This is a genomic window from Sphingobium fuliginis (assembly GCF_015074805.1).
Classification (GTDB): Bacteria; Pseudomonadota; Alphaproteobacteria; order Sphingomonadales; family Sphingomonadaceae; genus Sphingobium; species Sphingobium fuliginis.
In genome coordinates, this window is record NZ_CP060036.1 from 700,796 (window position 1) to 720,241 (window position 19,446).

Genomic DNA, 19,446 nt, shown 5'->3' on the forward strand with positions numbered 1-19,446 from the left:
GCCGGACGAAGGAATGCCGAACGGCATCAGGACCAGCCGCGGAGGAACCTTCCGGCGATTTCCCGCGCCCGCCCTTCGCGGTGGACGAAGCCAATATCATCGACCATCACCCGAAATCCCTGGGTGATGAGGCCTTGCAGGTCGAAGGCGGCGTCCTGCGGATCGCCCGGGCGCAGCACGCCGTCCGTCATCAGCCGTTCGAAATAATCGCTGATCGGCCGGAAGCCCTCATAGGCATTGGCAAGCAGCATCGCGCCCAGATGAGGAAAGTCGCGCCGTTCCGCCACCGCGATCTGGAGCAGGGTCCGCCCCATGGGGCGGCATATCGCGACCTCCGTATAGGTGGCGATGAACCGCTCTATCGTTCCCAAGGGGTCGGCCACATCCAGTTCCAGCGCCCAGAGACCGGACCGCACCGCTTCCATGCTGCGATGGATCAGCGCGGTGAACAGCCCTTCCTTGCTGCCGAAACGGCGATAGATGGTGGTCTTGCTGACACCCGAACGCTCGACCAGCCGGTCCAGGCTGGTGCCGCCGAAGCCCGTCAACGCGAACTCCTCCAGCGCGATGTCGAGCAGCCGGTCGATGCGCCGGTCGACCTCTGCGCGCGGCAGCCGACCGCCCTGCCAGCGCTTCCCTGCCTGTCCTGTCGTCATGGTCTCGCCGCTCATCCTGCGCGGATAACCCGGCGCGCCGCGCAAACCAAGGGGCAGTCCGCGCCGGTTCGCGAAATCGCTCCTGCGGGAAGCGGCACCGCCATTATCGGCGCCCTTCAATGGCGTTGGAGCGCGCGCTTGGCCTCTGGCGTGATGGTATAGACCGCTTCGCGCTGCGCCCCGCGATTGGGATGATCGACCCGATACCCCTGATAGTGGCGGCGCAAAAGGCCGGCGCGGACCAGGTCCGATACGACCCGGCTCACATTCGTCCGTCCCGATCGCAATATTCGCGACTGAACTTCCTGTTCGAGCTGCCGTTCCACCTCTTCGGGATCGGCCATATTGCCCGGACGCGACATCAGATCGGCGTGAACCGCATCGATCATGGCGCGACGCCGACAATCCCGTTGCGCGAGAGGCGCCAGCGCCTGGCAAAGCCAGTCACGGACCGGCACCCTCCCCTTGCCGCTGCCGACATAAGGTCCCACGCTGTCGTTGGAACCCGCTTCCTGAGCGATCAGCTTCAGCACCAGCAATGCATAGCGGGGCCGCTTCGACACCGTCGATATGCGTTCGACAAGATCGGGAAGCGCGGACGTCACGGGCAGCGAGGGCGGCCGGGACGCCGACGGTGATTGCTCGAAGAGATCAGGCTGGTGGAACATATGTGGAATCTAGCACATGCTGAGTCCGTGTGAATCCCCCTCTGCGGCGATCTTCCAACAAAAAGCACGGATGACACTTTACCCGGCAAGCGCGTGGGATTTCGCAGTCCATTGCCATTTCCTGCGGCTCGATCTGAACGGCCAATGGTCGTGACCTGTCCGGCGCCGCGAAGAATGCTCTTCCTTTCCGAAAAATCAGCCGTGACACTTAATCCCCCGCGCGCGAATTCGGTAAAGTGTCACACATGTCATTCAGCGCGGTTCCCATTCTTCGACAGGTTCGCGACGGCTTTTCTGCACGATGATCTAATATAGTTTTACGCGATAACGGATTCGCCGGAACGGCCGTGAAATCGGGTCGTTGCAGAATAAACCAGCCATCAGGGGTGAAGATGTTATGAAAATGGCTCCCGCGTTTCTCATTGTCGCACTGACCGCATGCGCACCTTCCGATCAGGGCGATTCCGGTGATTCCACTTTCGCGCCGAGCAACACGACCGCAGGCACGGTGCCCGACGGCATTCCCGGCGAAGGCCCCGGCAGCGCCATGACGGATGGCGAGACCAGCACGCGGGGCGCCGTTTCCGCCAGCGACAGTCCCACGGCAACGCAGGGATCTTCAGGTTCCTCCGCGGCACAAAATGGGTCCGGGCGATAACGCGCCTTATCGGAAGAGCGAAATCTTCGCCGCCAGATCGTTTCGGATCGTCGTGGCGGCGACGCCCCCCTCCCCCATGGCGTGGCTGATCTGGTCCAGGCCCTTGGCCACGTCGCCGGCCGCATAAAGGCCCGGCACGCTCGTTCGCTGATGGTCGTCGACGATGAGGCAGCCGTCGTCCGTCGCTTCGGCCTCCAGCATCATCGCCAGTTCCGACCGGATGATCGATCCAAGCGCCGGATAAACCGTGTCATAGGCTTGCGCCCCATTCGGCGTCGGCACCGATATGCTTTCGCCGTCGATGCGCAGCGGTTCGCAAGGACCGTTCACCAGGGCGATGCCCGCCTCCTCCAGTCTTACCCGCTGGTCGGCGGACAGTTCATGATCGCCCTCAGGTGAAATCAAGCTGATGTCGGGGGAATAGGTGCGCAGGAACATCGCTTCGTTCGTCCCGCGCGTGCCCGTTCCGATGACGGCGATACGCCGGTCGGTGACTTCGTAGCCGTCGCAGATCGGACAATAGCGCAACAGCCCCTGCCGAAGCGCGGCATCGTGCACATCGGGCGATATGGGCGGCGCATTGTTCACCACGCCGGTCGCCAGCAGGACGCTGCGCGCCTGCCATGTCTCGGTCCCGATATGCGCCAGGAAAATATCGCCGTCCTTTTCCAGTCCCGTCACCAGCCCTTCCGTCACCTCACCTCCGAATTCCGCCGCCTGCCGGCGCATGAGCGCGAGCAGCTCCCGGCCCGATATGCCGCCGGGATAGCCTGCATGATTGCGGGTATGCGGGATCAGCGCAGCGCGGCTGTTGCCCGCGTCCGCGATCCTGATCCTCAAATGGAAGCGGGCCAGATAGATGGCCGCCGTAAGGCCGGCGGGGCCTGCGCCCACCACCAGGCAATCCAGGGGCTTCGTCATTCCGCTAACGCCCGGGCTGCCGGCGCGGCGTCAGCAGGCCGAGTAGCAGAACCCCGGCCGCCACACCCGCGCCGGTGGCCAGGGCGGCCTTCCGCCGTTTCGTCGCGGGTTTGCGGAACCCGCCGTCGATACCGCCGCTGTCCCGTGGCGGATCGAACAGATTGCCGCGCGTGACCGGCGCGCGTTCCGCAGAGGCAAAATAGCGCCCGAACGCCAGATTCCCGATCCGGCTGAGCAGCGAGGGCGCCAATGGATGGGCGAACCGCACGGCCCAGGTCGGCGTCCCCAGCAGCAGGCTGTCGCGGGGCCGGTCCGCCAGGCGCACCACGGCGGCCGCCACCCTCCTTGGATCGAGTATGGGCGGCGGGGCGGTCAGCGCCTTGCCGGTATAATTGCCGGCGTGGCGTAGCGCGGGCGTATCGACGAAGGCCGGATAGACGTCGCAAATATGGATGTCCGGCCATTCGGTCATTTCCGCGCGCAATGCTTCCGAAAAACCGCGCAGGCCGAATTTGCTCGCCCCATAGGCGGCGGCATAGGGCGTGCCGGTCAATCCGCCTAGCGAGATCATGTTGACGAAAATGCCGTGCCGCTGGGCCATGAAGATCGGCAGCACCGCATGGGCGTCGTTCATATGGCCGATGAGGTTGGAACGGATCGTCCGTTCGTGCACCTCGATCGGGACGTCCACGAACTTGCCGACGGCTCCGACGCCGACATTGCTGAACCAGAGGTCGATCGACCCGCAAAAATCGCGCGCCGACCGGGCGAGCTGACGCACTGCATCCGCATCCGCCACGTCGAGCGGTACGACCAACACCTCCGCCCCGGCCCTGCGGCACGTCTCCGCCACGGCTTCCAGCGCCTCGCCATCCCGTGCCGCGAGGACCAGCTTTCCTCCCCGGGCTGCGAACGCCTGCGCCGTGGCCTGGCCTATGCCGCTCGACGCGCCCGTGATGACGATATGGGTGCAGGGCGTTCGCGTGCCCCCGCGGCTCTTGTTCATGATCGCTCCTGTCAGCCTGTTCACCGATAAGCGCGAGAACGGGACTCCCGTTCCTGATCCTGGTTCCGAAAGCCGATTTTCCTTGCCATGGGTTAGGCCGCGTGGACGAATTCGGAATGTGGGGAAATGGCCAGTTGCGGGGCGCGTCAGTGGCGCCTCGTGAAGATAGCGGCGACCAGCGCGATGCGTTCGACATCGCGATAGGCCGGGCCTTCCAACTCTTCCCCGAATATGTCCGGGTCGATTTCGCTATAGCACAGAGTGCAATCCCGGCTTTCCGCCAGCGCCGACAGCCTTGCGCGCAGGGCGTCCGCCCCGCCGACGATGGCGCTGCCGGTGTAGAGCAGCAGGCGACCCTCCCGCTTCAGCCGGGACAAGGCGCTTTCGGCCATCCTCCAGGCCACGGCTGCGCCATGCCCGTCCCCGCCGTCGCGATAGGCGCGGCCTTGCCGATCCCTGATATAGGGCGGATTCGCCACGATCAGGTCGAAATCGCCCGCCACCGGGTCCAGCGTGTCGGCCAGCACATAGCCGGCGCCGAACCCGGCCACGCCCGCATTGATCCGCGCGAAACGCAGGGCGGATGCGTTGACGTCGGTCATGACAATGCAGGCCTGGGGGCATGAGCGGGCAGCGACGATGGCGCCGACTCCGGTACCGGCGCCCATATCCGCGATCCGCGCCCCTCGCCGCGCCGGGCGCATCGCAAGCCCCTGACGGATCAAGCGCGCGAACCGGTAACTGTCCGGGCCGAAGAACACGGCATCGCGATCCACCGTGGGGTAGCTGGAATGAAGGAACAGATCATCATCCAGCGAGGAGACCCGCACGCGGCTCCTCATCATCCCGTCCGCCCGGTGCTCGACCATTTCCGCCCGCTTCAGGCACTCCATTACGGAGCGATCGAGAAGGTCGGGAGAGAAGGGCCGGTTCCACCCGAACACATCGCGCAGGTCACGCGCCGGACGGGCGGCGTCGCGCGCCAATATGCGCGAATGGGAAAGAGGCGTCGGCGTTACAAAGGCATAGCGCCGCTTCTTCAGAAGCAGCAGGAGTTCGCGCAGCGCTTCTTCCTCCATGGCCGCATCTTCCGGCTTGCGCGCCAGCATGGCGGGAGGGGGAATTTCAGCCTTCCGGAAGGCAGAGAGATCATGCATGCCGAACCCCTGCCTGATTGGAACCTGGCGCTTTGGGGCAGCGCCGCTTGAGGTCGAAGCAGTCGCCCTGGCTCAGGACATGCAGGCGGACGTCATGCATGGACAGGGTGCGCTCCGGACTCGCTTCGGCAATATTGGAGTGGGTGACGCCTGAGCCGTCGACGATATAGACCGCCCCGGAACCGATCACGCAGAAACGGTGCCCCTGGACCAGGATGGCGGTATCCTCATCGATGCCGATGCCCAGCACGCGCGGATTTTGCGCCACCGCTCCCATCAGGCGGCCGATGCGTCCGCGCTCCGCGAAATGCTGGTCGATGATGACATCGCGGATCAGACCCAGGCCGGGGGCCATGTGCAGGTCGCCGATGCGGTGCGATTCCTGGCTACTGCCCTTGACCAGCATGGTCTCGCTCATCACCGATGCGCCGGCGGACGTTCCCGCCACCACGCCGCCTTCCAGATGAATCTGCCGGACCATCTTCTCCACCGGCGTGTCGCCGATCTGGCTGGAAATGCGCAGTTGATCCCCGCCGGTGAAGAAAATGCCCTTGGCATTTTCGAACAGGGTCGCCGCGCTGGATTCCAGCGTTTCGCCCCGTTCATGCACGTAAAGTTCCACCAGATCGTCAAGGCCCAGATCGCCAAAGGCCTTCCGGTAGGATTCGAAATAGCCGTCGGGCTGGTGGCTCGCCACCGTGGCGATCACCAGTTTCCCATCCTTCACCCGCTCGGCCACTTCCTTAAGGATGCGCTTTTCGCCTTCCTTGTCTTCGCGCCCGCCGATGATGATCAGCGGGCCTCCTTCCTCAGCCATCAAGCAGACCCTCCAGTTCCTGTCGGTGGACAGCGCCATGCGGGTCGGCAAGACGGCTGCCGTGGATCGCGACCGCGAAATGGTCGCTGTTATGCGCGACGCCGAAACGCCCGTGGCGGTCGATCAGGATCGCGCCCCCTTCCCCGCCCACGCGGTCGAGCTGCGCAAGGCCGGTTTCGGCGGCGGCGCAGAGCGGTCCGGCTTGCAGCGCGTGCATGACATGCGCGGCGATGGTCGTGCGGATGATCATTTCGCCGTCACCGGAAAGGGACACGCCGCCAATGCCGTCATCGGCATAAAGTCCGCAACCGGGAAGCGGCGAGTCCCCGATCCGGCCCGGATGCTTGCCCGGCAAACCCCCGGTCGATGTCCCGGCCGCGATATGCCCCTGCATGTCGATCGCGACGCAGCCGACGGTATCATGGGCCTTGGCATATTCCGATGCCATGCGGTCGGGCGCGATCATCTCGGCGGGATCGCACAGCGCTATCTGCTGCTCCTCCGCAAAGCGTTCCGCCCCCTCTCCGGCCAGCAGCACCGGCCGGGCCGGGATCAGAGCACGCGCGGCGACGATCGGGTTGCGGATGCGGCGGACGCCCGCGACAGCGCCCACCGAAAGATCGCGGCCGTTCATGATCGCCGCGTCCATCTCGACCGCGCCGTCGGCGTTCAGGACGGAGCCGAAGCCCGCGTTGAAGATGCTGTCATTTTCAAGGACGCGAATGGCCGCCTCGACCGCCGCGACGGCGCAGCCGCCAAATTGCAGCACGATCGCGCCCGCCGCGGCGGCTGCCCGGCACCCTTCGCGGTTACGGTCGTGCAGCGCGACGTCGATCGTCTTCGCCCCGCCATGGACGATCAGGGCCCATTCAGACATGGGCCGGCACCATCTGCTCTCCGGCCGCCGCCGGCGACCCGAATTGCTGTACCTGTCGCCAGACCTTTTCGACCGATGTGGGCAGGATCACCAGCAGGTCGCCGGGCCGGCCCTTGCACAGCACGGCCTCGACCGCCTCGAACTCATCCACGATCCGGTGGATGCGCTCGTTCGGCATGCCGGCCCTCAATGCGCCCTGGGACAACAAGGCATTGGTCTCGCCCCGGGGCCGGCCGCGTCCGTCCGGCGCCTCGCGGAATATGATCTCGTCGAAGACGCCGGCCGCGATCTGCCCCATCTCGACAATGTCGCAGTCGCGCCGGTCGCCGGGAATGCTCACCATCCCCACCGCGCGTCCATGGGCGCCGCGCAGCCGGTCGACCACCTGTCCCAGGGCGATCAGGCCAGCAGGATTATGGGCATAGTCGACGATGATGCGGATGCCGTCCCGCTCCATCATGTTGAGCCGCCCCGGCGACTCCTCGAAGCTGGAGGTGAAGGCGCGCAGCCCTTCGCGGATCGCGTCCAGCGGGACGCCATGGGCGAAGCACATCGCCACCGCCGCCAGGGCATTGGCGATGTTGAATTCCGCTATGCCGCCCAGCGTGGCCGGGATTTCCGACGCGGGCATCAGGGCGATCCGCTCCTCGCCGCGATGGATGACGATGGTGCCGCCCGTCTCGTCCGGATCGCGGGTGACCGCCAGGCCGCCCGCCAGCAGGTGACGGCGCAGCATTTCCGCCATGCGCGCGCCGCCTTCGAGCGAGAACCAGACGATCCGTCCCCGCGCATGGCGGGCGATGCGCCGGCACATGGGATCGTCGGCGTTCAGGATCGAAAATCCCCTGCGGGCGACATTCTCCACCACGACGCCCTTGACGTCGGCCAGCGCTTCCACGGTATCGATGCCCTTCAGGCCCAGATGATCGGCGGTGACGTTGAGCACGGCGCCGACATCCGCCCCGTCATAGCCCAGCCCCTCCCGCAATATGCCGCCGCGCGCCGTTTCCAGCACCGCCACATCGACGGAGGGGTTGCGCAGGACCATGCGCGCGCTGCGCGGCCCGCTGGCGTCCGCCTTCTTCAGCAGATGGCCGTTGAAATAGACGCCGGACGTGGTTGTCATGCCGACGTTCAGGCCATGCTGGCAGAGGATCCGCCCGACCATGCGCACCGTGGTCGACTTGCCGTTCGTCCCGGTGATGGAGAAGATCGGGATGCGGCTGGAGCGGCCACGCGGAAAGAGGGCGTCGATCACAGGACCGGCCACGTCGCGGGCCCTGCCGCTCGATGGTTCGAGGTGCATGCGGAAACCCGGCGCGGCGTTCAGCTCCACGATGCCGCCGCCCGTCTCCCGCACGGAACGGGCTATGTCGGGCGACAGGAAATCGATCCCGCAAATGTCCAGTCCGGCAGCGGCGGCCGCCTGCTCGGCGATCAGGCGATTGTCCGGATGGATGTCGTCGGTCCGGTCCACCGCCGTTCCGCCGGTGGAAAGGTTCGCCGTGTCGCGCAGGCGAACCCTCTTGCCAACGCCCGGCACCGTTCCAAGCGTCATGCCGTCTTTGGCGAGCAGGGCGATCATCGCATCGTCCGCGACCATACGGGTCAGCGCATTTTCATGCCCCCGCCCCCGCCGCGGATCGTCGTTCACCCGGTCGATAAGCTGGCCGATGGTGCTGAAGCCGTCACCCACGACTTCGGCGGGCATGCGCTGCGCCACGGCGACGACCTTCCCGGCCACCACCAGGATGCGGTGATCGTCGCCGGGCAGCTGCTCCTCCACGATGACCCGGCGGCCATGCTGCCGGGCGCGCATCACCGCGGCGCGAAGCGCGGCCTCGTCCCGGACCTGCGTGGTGACGCCGCGTCCATGATTGCCGTCGAGCGGCTTCACCACCAGAGGCATGCGCAGCCGCCGCGCCGCGCCGACCGCTTCTTCCTCGGAACGCACGACCACGCCCCTGGGGACCGGCAGGCCGGCCTCGTCCAGCAGCTTCTTGGTCAGGCTCTTGTCGCCTGCGATGTCGACGGCGATCTGCGACGTGTCGCCGGTGATGCTTGCGCGGATGCGCTTCTGCCTGCTGCCATAGCCGAACTGGATCAGGCTCTGCTCATTGAGGCGCGTGACCGGGATGCCCCTGCGCCGGGCGGCCGCCACAAGCGAGGCCGTGGTCGGACCCAGCGCGTTCCGGCGCAATATCTCCCGCAAGGACCGGATCAGGGCATCGGCATCCTGCGGATCGGCGGGCATCTGAACGCCCAGCTTCTCCAGCCCCTTCACCTCGCCCAGACCTTCCGGCAGCAGCGAAGCGACCAGTGCGATGGCGAAGGCGCCCGCCGCCATGCCGGCCTGTTCGTCGCCATAGGTGAAAAGGATGTTGTAGAACCCCGGCTTCCCCTTGACGGAGCGCGTCTTGCCCCGGCTCACCGGGCTTCCCGCCATGGTCTGGAGTTCCAGCGCCACATGTTCGATCACATGGCCGAGCCATGTCCCCTGATGCAGCCGCCGGACGAAACCGCCGGCCTGTCGATAGCTGCAACCATGATTGGCGAGGCCGGGCAGGCGGGCCAGCAACTGTTCGGTGAAAAGCGGCAGGCGGTCGGTCGGCCATGCCTCCAGCCTGCCAAGGTCCACCTGAATGCGGGCCATCGGCCGCATGCCGAAGATATGGGCGCCGCGATACAGGCTGCGCTCGACAACGGTCAGGCAGGGTCCCGACGCGACCGCACCGGGATCGGCGGTCGCGTGCTGGAATATCTCATTCATGAAGAAGCTCCACTGGGCTACCTGGCCGGCAGCTCCGATCCAACGGGCTCGGCCGACTTCCGTTCCAGCGGAATTGGGGATGAAGGGCAGGTTTAACTTATGTCATGTCGATTTCCCGGGACCGACAACTGTCCATCGACTTGCCCTCGGGACTCGAGGGTCCTCAATCCGCAAATGGATCAGGCGGAATCGCGTGGGACAGATCGATGACGACCGTCTTGGTCTCGGTGAACTCCCGGATTGCGTCGAACCCGTTTTCGCGCCCGATCCCGCTCATCTTATACCCGCCATAGGGCAGCATGAAGTGCACGGGGCGGAAAGTGTTGACCGATACGAGGCCGCTTTCGATGCGGGCAGCGACGCGATGGGCGCGGGACACATCCCTGGTCCACAAGCCGCCGACCAGCCCATAGCGCGTGTCGTTGGCAAGGGAGACGGCTTCTTCCTCGCCATCGAACGGCATGACCGCCGTCACCGGCCCGAATATCTCCTCCTGCGCCAGACGCGACCGGTTGTCGACATCGGCAAAGACGGTGGGCTGGACGAAATAGCCTCTTGAAAGGCCCTCCGGCCGTCCTCCTCCCGCCAGCAGGCGCGCGCCGCTTTCATGTCCCAGACCGATATAGGCTTCAGTCTTGTCCCGCTGTTCGGCGGAGGTCTGTGGCCCGATATGGGTGCGGGGATCGAAGGGCGGGCCAGGACGTATCCGCTTCGCCCGCTCGGCCAGGCCGGCCGCGAAACGTTCATAGATCGGCCGCTCCACGAAGATGCGCGATGCGGTGGAGCAGGACTGCCCGGTCGAGCGGAAGGCGCTGTGCGTCGCGACGGACAGCGCCCTGTCGAAATCCGCATCGGCAAAGACGATGAACGGAGACTTGCCGCCGCATTCGAAGGAGCAGCGCTTCAGGTTCGCGCTCGCGCCCTGCATGATGCGGATCGCGGTTTCATGCGATCCGGTGAAGCTGACCTTCGCGACGCCGGGATGGGCGGAAAGCGCCGCGCCCACGGCGCCGTCGCCCGGCAGCACATTGACGACGCCGGCGGGGAAGCCCGCTTCTTCCGCCAGCGCCGCCAGAGCGAGCAGGCTGGCCGGAGTCTGCTCGGCGGGCTTCAGGATCATGACGTTGCCGGCGGCGAGGCCCGGCCCCAGCTTCCATGAGGCGAGCGAGATGGGGGAATTCCACGGCAGGATCGCCGCCACCACGCCGACCGGCTCCAGCCTGGTATAAGCCAGCGCGTCGGGCCGATAGGGTATCTGCTCCCCATTCACCTTGTCCGCTGCCCCGGCGAAGAAGGTCAGCCAGTCCGCCGCCCGCTGCACCTCGCCCAGCGTGTCGCGCAGCGGCTTGCCATTGTCGCGGCTCTCGATCTCGGCCAGCCGGGCGGCGTCGCGGCGGACCAGGTCCGCGAACCGGGCGATCAGCGCGCCGCGTTCGGTCGGCGCGGTGCGGCCCCATGGACCGGCCATGGCGGCGCGGGCGGCGGCGACCGCATCCTCGACATCGGCCGCATCGGCGGACGCGACCTCCGCCCAGACATCCTCGGTGGAAGGATCGATGCTCGCGATTCGGCCAGCGGCGCGGGGCGCGACCCATTCGCCGCCGATGAACAGCCGGTCGAACCGCTCCACGCTCATGACGCCTGACGCAGCGTTTCGACCGCCCGGATAGGACGCAGCATGTCCGACAGGGACTCCGCCTCGGGCGTTTCGCCCATGGCTTCGGCCACCGACACGGCGCCATCCCCGAAATGCCAGCGCGTGTTGCGCTCGAACTTCGCCAGCACGTCGGCGCGGGAGAGGGCCGCTTCCGGCGATCCGGGATGATAGGGCACATGCTTGAAATAGCGGCGCCCCGCCGCCTGCACGGTCAGTCGCGCCGGGCAATGGGCCGGATAGTCGGACTCCGGATCGACCGACGCCTCGATCTTCTGCGCGAGGGTCAGGATGCGATCATCGTCCAGCCGCTCGGACAGGAAGGTCTCCAGCCCGACATCGCCATCGACCAAAGCCGCCGCGACCCCGAAGAACAGGCTGAACCGGCCTTCATGCGGCGTCTTCGGCGCTTTCTTGCGGTCGCGGGGTTCGGTGACGAGCGTCAGGCCCGGCTCCGCGAGCTGGCAATGCACGCTCTCGATCTCCGCCACCGTCACCCCATCGCGGGCAAAGTCGGCCAGCACCTGCTTCGATGCCTCGATGAAGGCGTGCAGCAACTGGCAGCAGGGATAGGGCTTGTAGGCGGTTTCCGGCAGGTACCAGCGCGTGCCCAGCCCCTCGGCAGCGCGGGCGAAGTCGAGCTGACCGGTGATCGGGGTCAAATGCGTCTCGAAGAAACCGAACTTGCCCTCGAACACCGTGTCGGGACCGGTGATCCCCGCCATGGCGAGGTCGATGGCGAGCATGCCCGCATGCGCGCCCCAGCCGCCGTGCAATATCTTGGACGTCGAGCCGGTACGGGTCGATTCCTGAATGCCGGAGGCGAAGGTGCCCGCAATGCCCATGGCGTCCGCGATCTGCGCCGGCGTCGCGCCGCGCAGCCGCCCGATGGCCGCCGCCACGCCGAAGGAGCCGATCAGCGAACTGGTATGATAGCCGCGCTCCAGGAAGCGGTCGCCGGCCACGAAGCCCAGCCGGATCATCACCTCATAGCCGACGACGGCCGCGTCGATGGCCGCCGCGAGGGACAGGCCCTCCGCCTCCGCCGCCGCCAGCACGGCGGGCACGACGGTCGATCCGGGACGGGCCAGGGAGGAGCCATGCTTGTCGTCCATCTCCAGCGCCTGGGCCAGCGATCCGTTGACCAGCGCCGCCAGTTCGGCGCGGGCCTGCCTGTCGAAGCCGAAGAGGGAGGCGGCCTTCACATCGCCCTTTCCCTTGGCCCATTGCGCCACGAGACGCCCGAAGGCCGCGCCGCTTTCCTCCTTGGGATTGGCCCCGGCGATGGACACGCCGATCGAGTCGATCATGTGCCAGCGCGCCGCCTCCCGCACTTCGGGCGGCATCCCGGCCGAAGGGAAATGCGCGGCGAATTCACCGAATGTCTGCGATAATGTCATGTCAGCGGACCTGTTGCAGCGCGGCGCCAAGGGCGATGGCGGGCGCTTCCTCATTTTCCAGATTGTCGATGATGCGTTCGATCTCGGCCACGGCTTGCCCGGTCAGTTGACGGCTGGCGAGATCGCGGAATTTCTCCTTCAGCACCTCGTCCGACATCGGATTGCGCCAATGGCCGCTGCGATAGGTCTGCTCGTGGAAATGCTCGGTCCCGTCCTTCATCGTCACGGTGACGCGGACGGCGCGCATCTGGTGCTTCTCGCGCGCGTCCAACTCGGGATCGACATAGACCTCGATCCGGTTGGCGAGGTCGATGATCTTCGGATCGGTCAGCTTTTCGTCCGTATATTGGTCGATGAAGGCATTGCCCTCCAGCAGCGTCACCGCGCCGGTATAGGGCAGGTTCATCTGCGCGCTGATCGTCTCCCCATTGGGGACATAGGGCCAGCCGCAATGGACGAAGACCATCTCGGTCGTGCCGACGCGGACCTTCTCCACATCCTCGCCCCGGATGCCTGCCTTTTCCCGGATGGCGCGCAGGGCGTCCACTGTGGTCTGGCTGCTGGCGAGCGAGGAATAGCGCTTGAAGCCGTTGCGGCGCATCTCCCAATCGGTGCCCAAGCCGTCGGTGGCGAAGCTCAGATCATATTCGGCGGAGTAAGTGGAGCAGAAGCCGCCATAGGGCGCCTCCAGCACGTCGCGCACGCCGGTCAGCCCCTCGCGGGCGCAGAGCGCGGCGATGATGCCGTTCTGCGACGCCTTGCCGGAATGGAAGCGCTTGGCCATCGCGCCGAATTGCGACGCCATCAGCCCCGCCGCCTGGCTGCCCGCCAGGCCCAGCGCGCTCACATATCGATCGGTGTCGAGGTCCAGCAGCTTGGCGATGGCGGCCGCCGAACCGAAGGTGCTGGTAAGGCCGCAGGGATGGAACCCGCGATGGAAGGCCGACGGGCTGACCGTGTTGCCGATGCGCGTCCCCAGCTCATAGCCCGCGACGGTGGCGCGGATCATGTCCTTGCCGGTGAAGGCGCCGAATGCGCCCTCCGAACAGGCGATCACGGCGGGGACGACGCCCGCGCCATAATGCGACATGGACTGGTCGTGGCAATCGTCCAGTTCATAGCCCTGCGCCGCCGTGCCGTTGATGAAGGCGGCGCCGAGCGGATCGGCCTTGACCTTCATGCCCCAGGCGCTGGCGCTGGGCTTCTGGCCGAGAAGGCCGACGGTGCGGACCACCGCCTGCACCCAGGGGGTCGGCGCGCCGAACACGGCGCAGCCCAGGCTGTCGCGGATGCACTGCTTGGCGTTCAGGATCAGGTCGTCGGGAATATCCCGATATTGCAGGGTCGCGGCGAAATCCGCGATGTCGCGGGTTGCGCCGGGGACGACGAATTTGCTGGGTGCGTTCATGGAGGAACTTTCTTCGATAAGGGATCAGGCGACGGACAGCGCGGGCTTCCGCGATGCGGACTTGGCGTAGGCGGCGGCGCTGCCGCCCGCGAGGCGGCCGAAGACGGCTCCGCTGGTCAGGCCGCTCGCGCCGGGATAGTTGAAGTAGAATATGCCGCCGACCATCTCCCCCGCCGCGAACAGGCCGGGGATGGCGTGGCCGTTGGTGTCGATGACCTCGCCTTCCGTCGAAACCCTGATGCCGCCGAAGGTGAAGGTGACGCCGCAAGTCACCGCATAGGCTTCGAACGGCCCGGTATCGATGCTGTTGGCCCAGTTGCTGCGGACGACGCCGTTGCTGGAGGCGCTGCGTCCGTCCTTGATATTGGGGTCGAACGGCATGTCGGTCTTCACCGATGCGTTGAATTCCGCGACCGTTTCCAAGAATTGATCCTTGTTTATTTCTCCGATCCTGTCGGCCAGCTCCTCCATGGATTGGGCGACGACCTTGGTGACCTGGCGCGTGCGATATTCGTCGCGCAGCAAATGATTGACCTTGGAGTCATAGACTTGCCATGCCACCTGTCCGGGTTGCTGCAATACCGCCTGCCCATATTTCGCATAGGTGTAGTTACGGAAGTCGGCGCCTTCGTCGACAAATCGTTTTCCGTCGCGATTGACCATGATGCAGAGCGGATAGGAATGACGCTGATATTGTGGCGTCAGTGCGAGATCGCCGAAATCCTGTGCGTTGCGTTCCCAGGACACGGCATGACAACCCGACCAGTGCCCATAGGATTGCGCGCCGGCGGCGAGAGCCATGGACAGGCCGTCGCCGGTGTTGAAGCGCGAACCGCGAACCTTCGCCAGATCCCAGCCCGGCCCCAGATAGCGGGCGCGCCATTCGGCATTCGCCTCGAACCCGCCGCAGGCCAGCACGACGGCCCGCGCATGGATGGTTTCGATCTCGCCCTGCCCATTGAGCAGCGTGACGCCGGAAATCCCGCTTTCGTCGCGCAGCAGATCGCGGACCCAGGCATTGTAGCGGATTTCCACGCCGCGCTTTTCCGCCGCATTGTACAGCGCATCGACCAGGCCGGGGCCGCCGCTGGCCACGGCGATGGTGGCGCCGCCCCAGAATTTGAAGCGGCCGTTCACGCGATAGGCCTGCCGCCCGAAATTGGGGAAGAAGCGGACGCCCTGATCGCGCATCCACAGGATGGTCTCCCGGCTGCGCTTCACCAGGATTTCGCACAGGTCGGGATCGGTGCGATATTGGGTGATCTCGCCCATGTCGTCGAAAAACTGTTCCTCGGTATAGGTGCCGAAGTCGCTGACCGCGACTTCCTCGTCCGTGAGATCCGGGCAATAGGCGCGGATGTCGTCGGCGCCGTCATAGACGGTGCGCATCAGCCCGTCGGTATAGGCGGAGTTCCCGCCCCGCTCCTCCACCGGGGAACGTTCCAGCAGGAGGACACGGCTCCCCTCATTGGCGGCGCTGATCGCGGCGCAGAGCGCGGCATTGCCGCCGCCCACGACCACGATGTCGAAATCGGATTGTTGCTGTTCCGGCATTCCCGTCCCTCTTGATCCAGGCCAATCCCTGATTCAGGAAAGCGCTGCCGCCCTCCCCTCCAAGGCAAGCGGGCGGGTACGCCGGTGAGACCGGTCACAAGGCTGCCCCGCCGCTGTCATGCCAGCCACTTTTAGGGGATTGCTTTATGCGCGCACGGAATATTATAGCATTCTGCCATATCAAAAATTTATGGTGAGGATGGCCGGATGAAGCTGCAACAGCTCCGCTATGTCGTTGAAATCGTGCGGCATAACAATCATCTCTCGGCGGCGGCCGATGCCCTCAACACCTCGCAGCCCGGGGTGAGCCGGCAAATCCAGTTGCTGGAGCAGGAACTGGGTTTCGAGATCTTCATGCGCACCCGCAACCGGATCATCGACCTGACCGAACCGGGCCGCGTCGTCTTTTCCATCGCGCAGCGCATCGCGACGGACGTCGCCGCGCTCAAGTCGCTGAAGGAGGACATGCATTCGGGCAATCGCGGCGTCTTCACCATCGCGACGACGCATACCCAGGCCCGCTATGTGCTGCCCAAGGTGGTGGAGAAATTCGTCGCCCGCTATCCCGACGTGAAGCTGGTGCTGAAGCAGGGCGACCCGGAGGAAATCTGCGCGCTGGTGGAGGCGGGCGACGCAGACCTGTCGATCGGCACGGAAACGACGCGGGATTTCCCCAATCTGGTGAAGCTCGACTGTTTCGACCTGCACCGCTGCATCGTCGCGCCGGTCGGCCACCCGATCCTGGCCGTGCCGGAACTGACGCTGGAGGAGATCGCGCGCTATCCGATCATCACCTACGACACGCGCTATAGTGGTCGGTGGAAGGTGATGAAGGCCTTTTCCGACGCCGGACTGGAGCCGAAGATCGTGATGAGCGGCATCGACGCCGATGTCTGCAAAACCTATGTGGGGATGGGCCTGGGAATTGGGATATTGGCGTCCATGACTTATGATCCGGAGCGCGATGTCGGTATTCGGGCGCGGGATGCATCGCATCTGTTGCCGTCGAGCACGATCAAGATCGTGCTGCGGCGGAATACCTATTTGCGGTCGTTCCTGCTGGACTTCGTGCATTCGGTCGCGCCGAATCTGACGCCCTTGCGGGTAAGGCGCGCGGTGCATGAATTCCAAACGGTGGCGGGTTAGAGCCAATCGGCGCACCATGTCTCTGCGAAGGCATTCGAACGGACAAGCGGCTGATAGGAAGCGGGTTCGGGCGATGAGAATTTGGCCAATTCGGGACCTTCCTTCTCCCTTGAGGGAGGAGGATGGGAAGCCTTGGCGACGAGGAAGCCCAGGCTGATCTGGATGAGGGGAAGCGGGCATGAGGCCCGTGCGATCCCACGGATCGCAACCCCCTCACCCGGCTACGACTAGGCAGCAAGCTGCCAAGTCTGCGCAGCCCTCTCCCTTGAGGGAGTGGGGTAAGTGGGTGTCCGATTCCTACCCACATCAGTCATCCAGCCTATTCCGAACGCACCCAATCCACCTAATAGAACCGGGCCGGATCGGAGGGCGTCCAGGCGGGCGGATGCAACGCCAATATGTCGGTCATGACCTCCACGATGACAGGCGCATCCTCCTTGATGGCGGATCGCAGCGCGGGGCCCAACTCGCCCAGCCGCTCGATCCGACAGGATTTGCAGCCGAACGCGCGCGCGGCGGCGGCATAGTCGACAGGGGAGAAGCGCCAGTGATGATCATGGTCGGCATTGCCGGCCCAGACCGGCTTTTCCTGGCTGAGGCCGTTATTGTTGGAGACGATCGTGACGGTGTTGATGCCGTAACGCCGCGCCGTCTCCATTTCACTCATATGGTACAGGAACCCGCCATCGCCGGTGAAGCACAGGACGGGCCGGTCGGGCTGCGCGCATTTGGCGCCGAGCGAGGCGGGATAGGACCAGCCGAGCGATCCGGCGGCGCGCAGCAGGCCCTGCCCGCGCCGGTCGAGATAGATGTGGCGCGCCGCCCAGGCGGCGGCATGGCCGGTGTCGACCACCAGAAGCGCGCCTTCCGGCAGTTCTTCCGACAGGGTGCGGCACAGGCGTTCGGGACGGATCGGCAGGGCGTCCGACATTTCGGCCGGCGCCGCCGCCTGGGTCCAGTCCGCGCGCAATTCTTCCACATGCCGCAGCCAGTCCCGCCGTACCGGCATGTCCGTCAGCGCAGCGGAAAATTGTTCCAATATGGTTTTCGGATCGCCGCAAAGCGCGGCCTGCAACGGATAGTTACGGCCCAGTTCGCGGGCGTCCACGTCGATCTGGATCGCGGCGATGCCGGGTTGGGGCACCTTCCAGCCAGTGGTCGTCATGCTGCCCGCCATGGTCCCCACGAAAAGGACCAGATCGGCCTCGCTCACCGCCCGGTTGGCGGCTTCCCGCGAATAGATGCCGCAGACGCCGAGCGAGAGCGGATCGCTTTCCCGCAACACCGCCTTGGCGTCGAGCGAGGTGGCGAGGGGCAGCCCGTGCCGCCGCACGAAGGCCGCCAGCGCTTCCTGCGCGCCGCTCGCGCGGATGCCCGATCCGGCGATGACGACGGGACGCATGGCATGGCGCAGCAGGTCGGCGGAGCGGCGGATATCGGCGGCGGGCGCGGCATGGCGGACCGCCGGGCATGAAGCGAAGGCCGGATCGGGCAGGGGCGCAGGGTCCATCGGATCGTTCAGCACCGCCCCGGTGAAGCCCGCCAGTTCCAGATGGACCGGGCCGGGCGCGCCGCCGGTCGCCACCCGCATGGCCTGGCCCAGCATGTCGGGCAGGCGCGAGACCAGGTCGATGCGCGACGTCATCTTGGTCAGCCCGGCGAAAATGGGCTGCTGGTCGACCTCCTGATATTGGTTGCGGTCGCGGGTGGCGGCGGTGCTGCCGCCGGTCAGCGCCAGCACCGGGGATCGCGCCATCAGCGCGTCCAGCAATCCGGCGGCCAGATTGGCCGCGCCGATCTGCTGCGCCCCGCACAGGCCGATCCGGCCCGAAGCCCGCGCATAGCCGTCCGCCATATAGGCGGCGGCCTTCTCGCCATGGGCGACGACGGGCAGGACCCCGGCAGCCTGCATCGCCTTGACCGCCCCGGGCAGCAGCAGCGGGACGTGGAAGAAATGAGTCGCGCCGCAGGCCGCAAGCGCGTCGGCCAGATACCGGTCCCCGCTATACACCGGCTCGGGCGATCCTGCGGGCCAGCACCCGCGCTGGCGAACCGTCGCCTCCGGCGATGGGCAGGGCGCCGAACAGGAACTCGACCCGATCCCCGGCGAAGGCGGCGTGCCCGGTCAAATGCTCGCAGATCAATATGCCGTTGGCGAGCAGCGTGCGGTGGACCGGCCAATCGAAACCGGGTTGCCGAAGATGATAGACAAGGTCGGGCGTCGCAAAGTCGCAGGCCAGCATCTTGATGCGCCTTTCCAGCAGCCATGTGGCGGCTTCGGGGCTGAAGCTCGGATGCCGTTCATAGTCCGGCGTGCCGAAGCGGGCGGCCCAGCCGGTGTCCACCGCCAATATGTCGCCCGCCTGGAGGACCGGGCGGCATTGCTCAAGCTCCGCGACGGAGATGATCTGGTCCGGCCCCTTTTCGATGCGCCAGACGACGCCTTCGCCGCTCAGCCGCTCCGGCGGGATCGACGCCATGTCGGGCGCGTCCTCGAAATAATGCAGCGGCGCGTCGACATGCGTCCCGGCATGCGCGACCATGTGGATGTCGGTGACGTTGAACGGGTCCTGGGGCAGCGAACGCAGCTTGCCGAAGCTGGGCCTTGGAAAGATCGACGCGCAGGGCATGTCCGGGCCGACATCATGGGTCAGGTCGACCCAGGGACCGGCGGGCTGGACCGGCCTGCTGGCCGGCAGGTCCAGCCAGCCGATCCAGCCATCCGGCGCCTTGGGGCATTGATCGCACATCGGC

General features: G+C 66.0%; 16 protein-coding genes. 1 reads left to right on the plus strand and 15 read right to left on the minus strand.

The genetic code is table 11. The features are described from left to right. Positions 1 to 26: 26 nt before the first annotated feature. The 13 genes from H5V43_RS19360 to tcuA all read right to left on the minus strand — a co-directional run bounded on the left by H5V43_RS19360 (position 27) and on the right by tcuA (position 15,546). Complete coding sequence (locus H5V43_RS19360; RefSeq protein WP_162195984.1) at positions 27 to 656, minus strand: TetR/AcrR family transcriptional regulator; 630 nt, start codon at positions 654 to 656, stop codon at positions 27 to 29. Between the two features lie 116 nt (positions 657 to 772). Continuing rightward, on the minus strand, positions 773 to 1,324 hold the full coding sequence (locus H5V43_RS19365; protein ID WP_025550693.1) for a hypothetical protein: 552 nt from the start codon (positions 1,322 to 1,324) through the stop codon (positions 773 to 775). 453 nt (positions 1,325 to 1,777) lie between these two features. Beyond that, positions 1,778 to 1,927: a hypothetical protein gene (locus H5V43_RS19370; RefSeq protein WP_157009776.1), complete on the minus strand. Its 150-nt coding sequence runs from the start codon at positions 1,925 to 1,927 to the stop codon at positions 1,778 to 1,780. 61 nt (positions 1,928 to 1,988) lie between these two features. Next, a complete protein-coding gene (locus H5V43_RS19375) occupies positions 1,989 to 2,903 on the minus strand; it encodes an NAD(P)/FAD-dependent oxidoreductase (protein WP_025550689.1) in 915 nt (304 codons plus the stop codon). 4 nt (positions 2,904 to 2,907) lie between these two features. After that, positions 2,908 to 3,909, minus strand: a complete 1,002-nt coding sequence (locus H5V43_RS19380; protein WP_025550687.1) for an SDR family oxidoreductase — start codon at positions 3,907 to 3,909, stop codon at positions 2,908 to 2,910. Positions 3,910 to 4,055: 146 nt separating this feature from the next. Then, positions 4,056 to 5,066, minus strand: a complete 1,011-nt coding sequence (locus tag H5V43_RS19385) for a methyltransferase (RefSeq protein WP_229742586.1) — start codon at positions 5,064 to 5,066, stop codon at positions 4,056 to 4,058. Then, entirely contained in the window at positions 5,059 to 5,883 is an 825-nt protein-coding gene (locus H5V43_RS19390; RefSeq protein WP_025550683.1) for a cyanophycinase, read from the minus strand. The genes H5V43_RS19385 and H5V43_RS19390 overlap by 8 nt, the downstream gene beginning before the upstream one ends. After that, positions 5,876 to 6,760, minus strand: a complete 885-nt coding sequence (locus H5V43_RS19395; protein ID WP_193666823.1) for an isoaspartyl peptidase/L-asparaginase family protein — start codon at positions 6,758 to 6,760, stop codon at positions 5,876 to 5,878. The genes H5V43_RS19390 and H5V43_RS19395 overlap by 8 nt, the downstream gene beginning before the upstream one ends. Continuing rightward, a complete protein-coding gene (gene cphA, locus H5V43_RS19400) occupies positions 6,753 to 9,530 on the minus strand; it encodes a cyanophycin synthetase (protein ID WP_193666824.1) in 2,778 nt (925 codons plus the stop codon). The genes H5V43_RS19395 and cphA overlap by 8 nt, the downstream gene beginning before the upstream one ends. 163 nt (positions 9,531 to 9,693) lie before the next feature. Then, complete coding sequence (locus H5V43_RS19405; RefSeq protein ID WP_025550679.1) at positions 9,694 to 11,166, minus strand: aldehyde dehydrogenase family protein; 1,473 nt, start codon at positions 11,164 to 11,166, stop codon at positions 9,694 to 9,696. Continuing rightward, entirely contained in the window at positions 11,163 to 12,584 is a 1,422-nt protein-coding gene (locus H5V43_RS19410) for an MmgE/PrpD family protein (RefSeq protein WP_165363357.1), read from the minus strand. Before H5V43_RS19410 ends, H5V43_RS19405 begins: the two co-directional genes overlap by 4 nt. Before the next feature lies 1 nt (position 12,585). Continuing rightward, positions 12,586 to 13,992, minus strand: coding sequence for an MmgE/PrpD family protein (locus tag H5V43_RS19415; RefSeq protein ID WP_025550674.1), 1,407 nt, complete (start codon positions 13,990 to 13,992; stop codon positions 12,586 to 12,588). Positions 13,993 to 14,016: 24 nt separating this feature from the next. Then, positions 14,017 to 15,546, minus strand: a complete 1,530-nt coding sequence (tcuA, locus tag H5V43_RS19420; protein ID WP_193666825.1) for an FAD-dependent tricarballylate dehydrogenase TcuA — start codon at positions 15,544 to 15,546, stop codon at positions 14,017 to 14,019. 207 nt (positions 15,547 to 15,753) lie between these two features. Here tcuA and H5V43_RS19425 point away from each other — a divergent pair, with 207 nt between their 5' ends. Continuing rightward, entirely contained in the window at positions 15,754 to 16,692 is a 939-nt protein-coding gene (locus tag H5V43_RS19425; protein ID WP_025552300.1) for a LysR substrate-binding domain-containing protein, read from the plus strand. 343 nt (positions 16,693 to 17,035) lie between these two features. Here H5V43_RS19425 and H5V43_RS19430 read toward each other — a convergent pair whose 3' ends face one another. Continuing rightward, on the minus strand, positions 17,036 to 18,703 hold the full coding sequence (locus H5V43_RS19430; protein ID WP_025551941.1) for a thiamine pyrophosphate-binding protein: 1,668 nt from the start codon (positions 18,701 to 18,703) through the stop codon (positions 17,036 to 17,038). Continuing rightward, complete coding sequence (locus H5V43_RS19435) at positions 18,696 to 19,442, minus strand: cyclase family protein (RefSeq protein ID WP_025551943.1); 747 nt, start codon at positions 19,440 to 19,442, stop codon at positions 18,696 to 18,698. The genes H5V43_RS19430 and H5V43_RS19435 overlap by 8 nt, the downstream gene beginning before the upstream one ends. Positions 19,443 to 19,446: the final 4 nt, after the last annotated feature.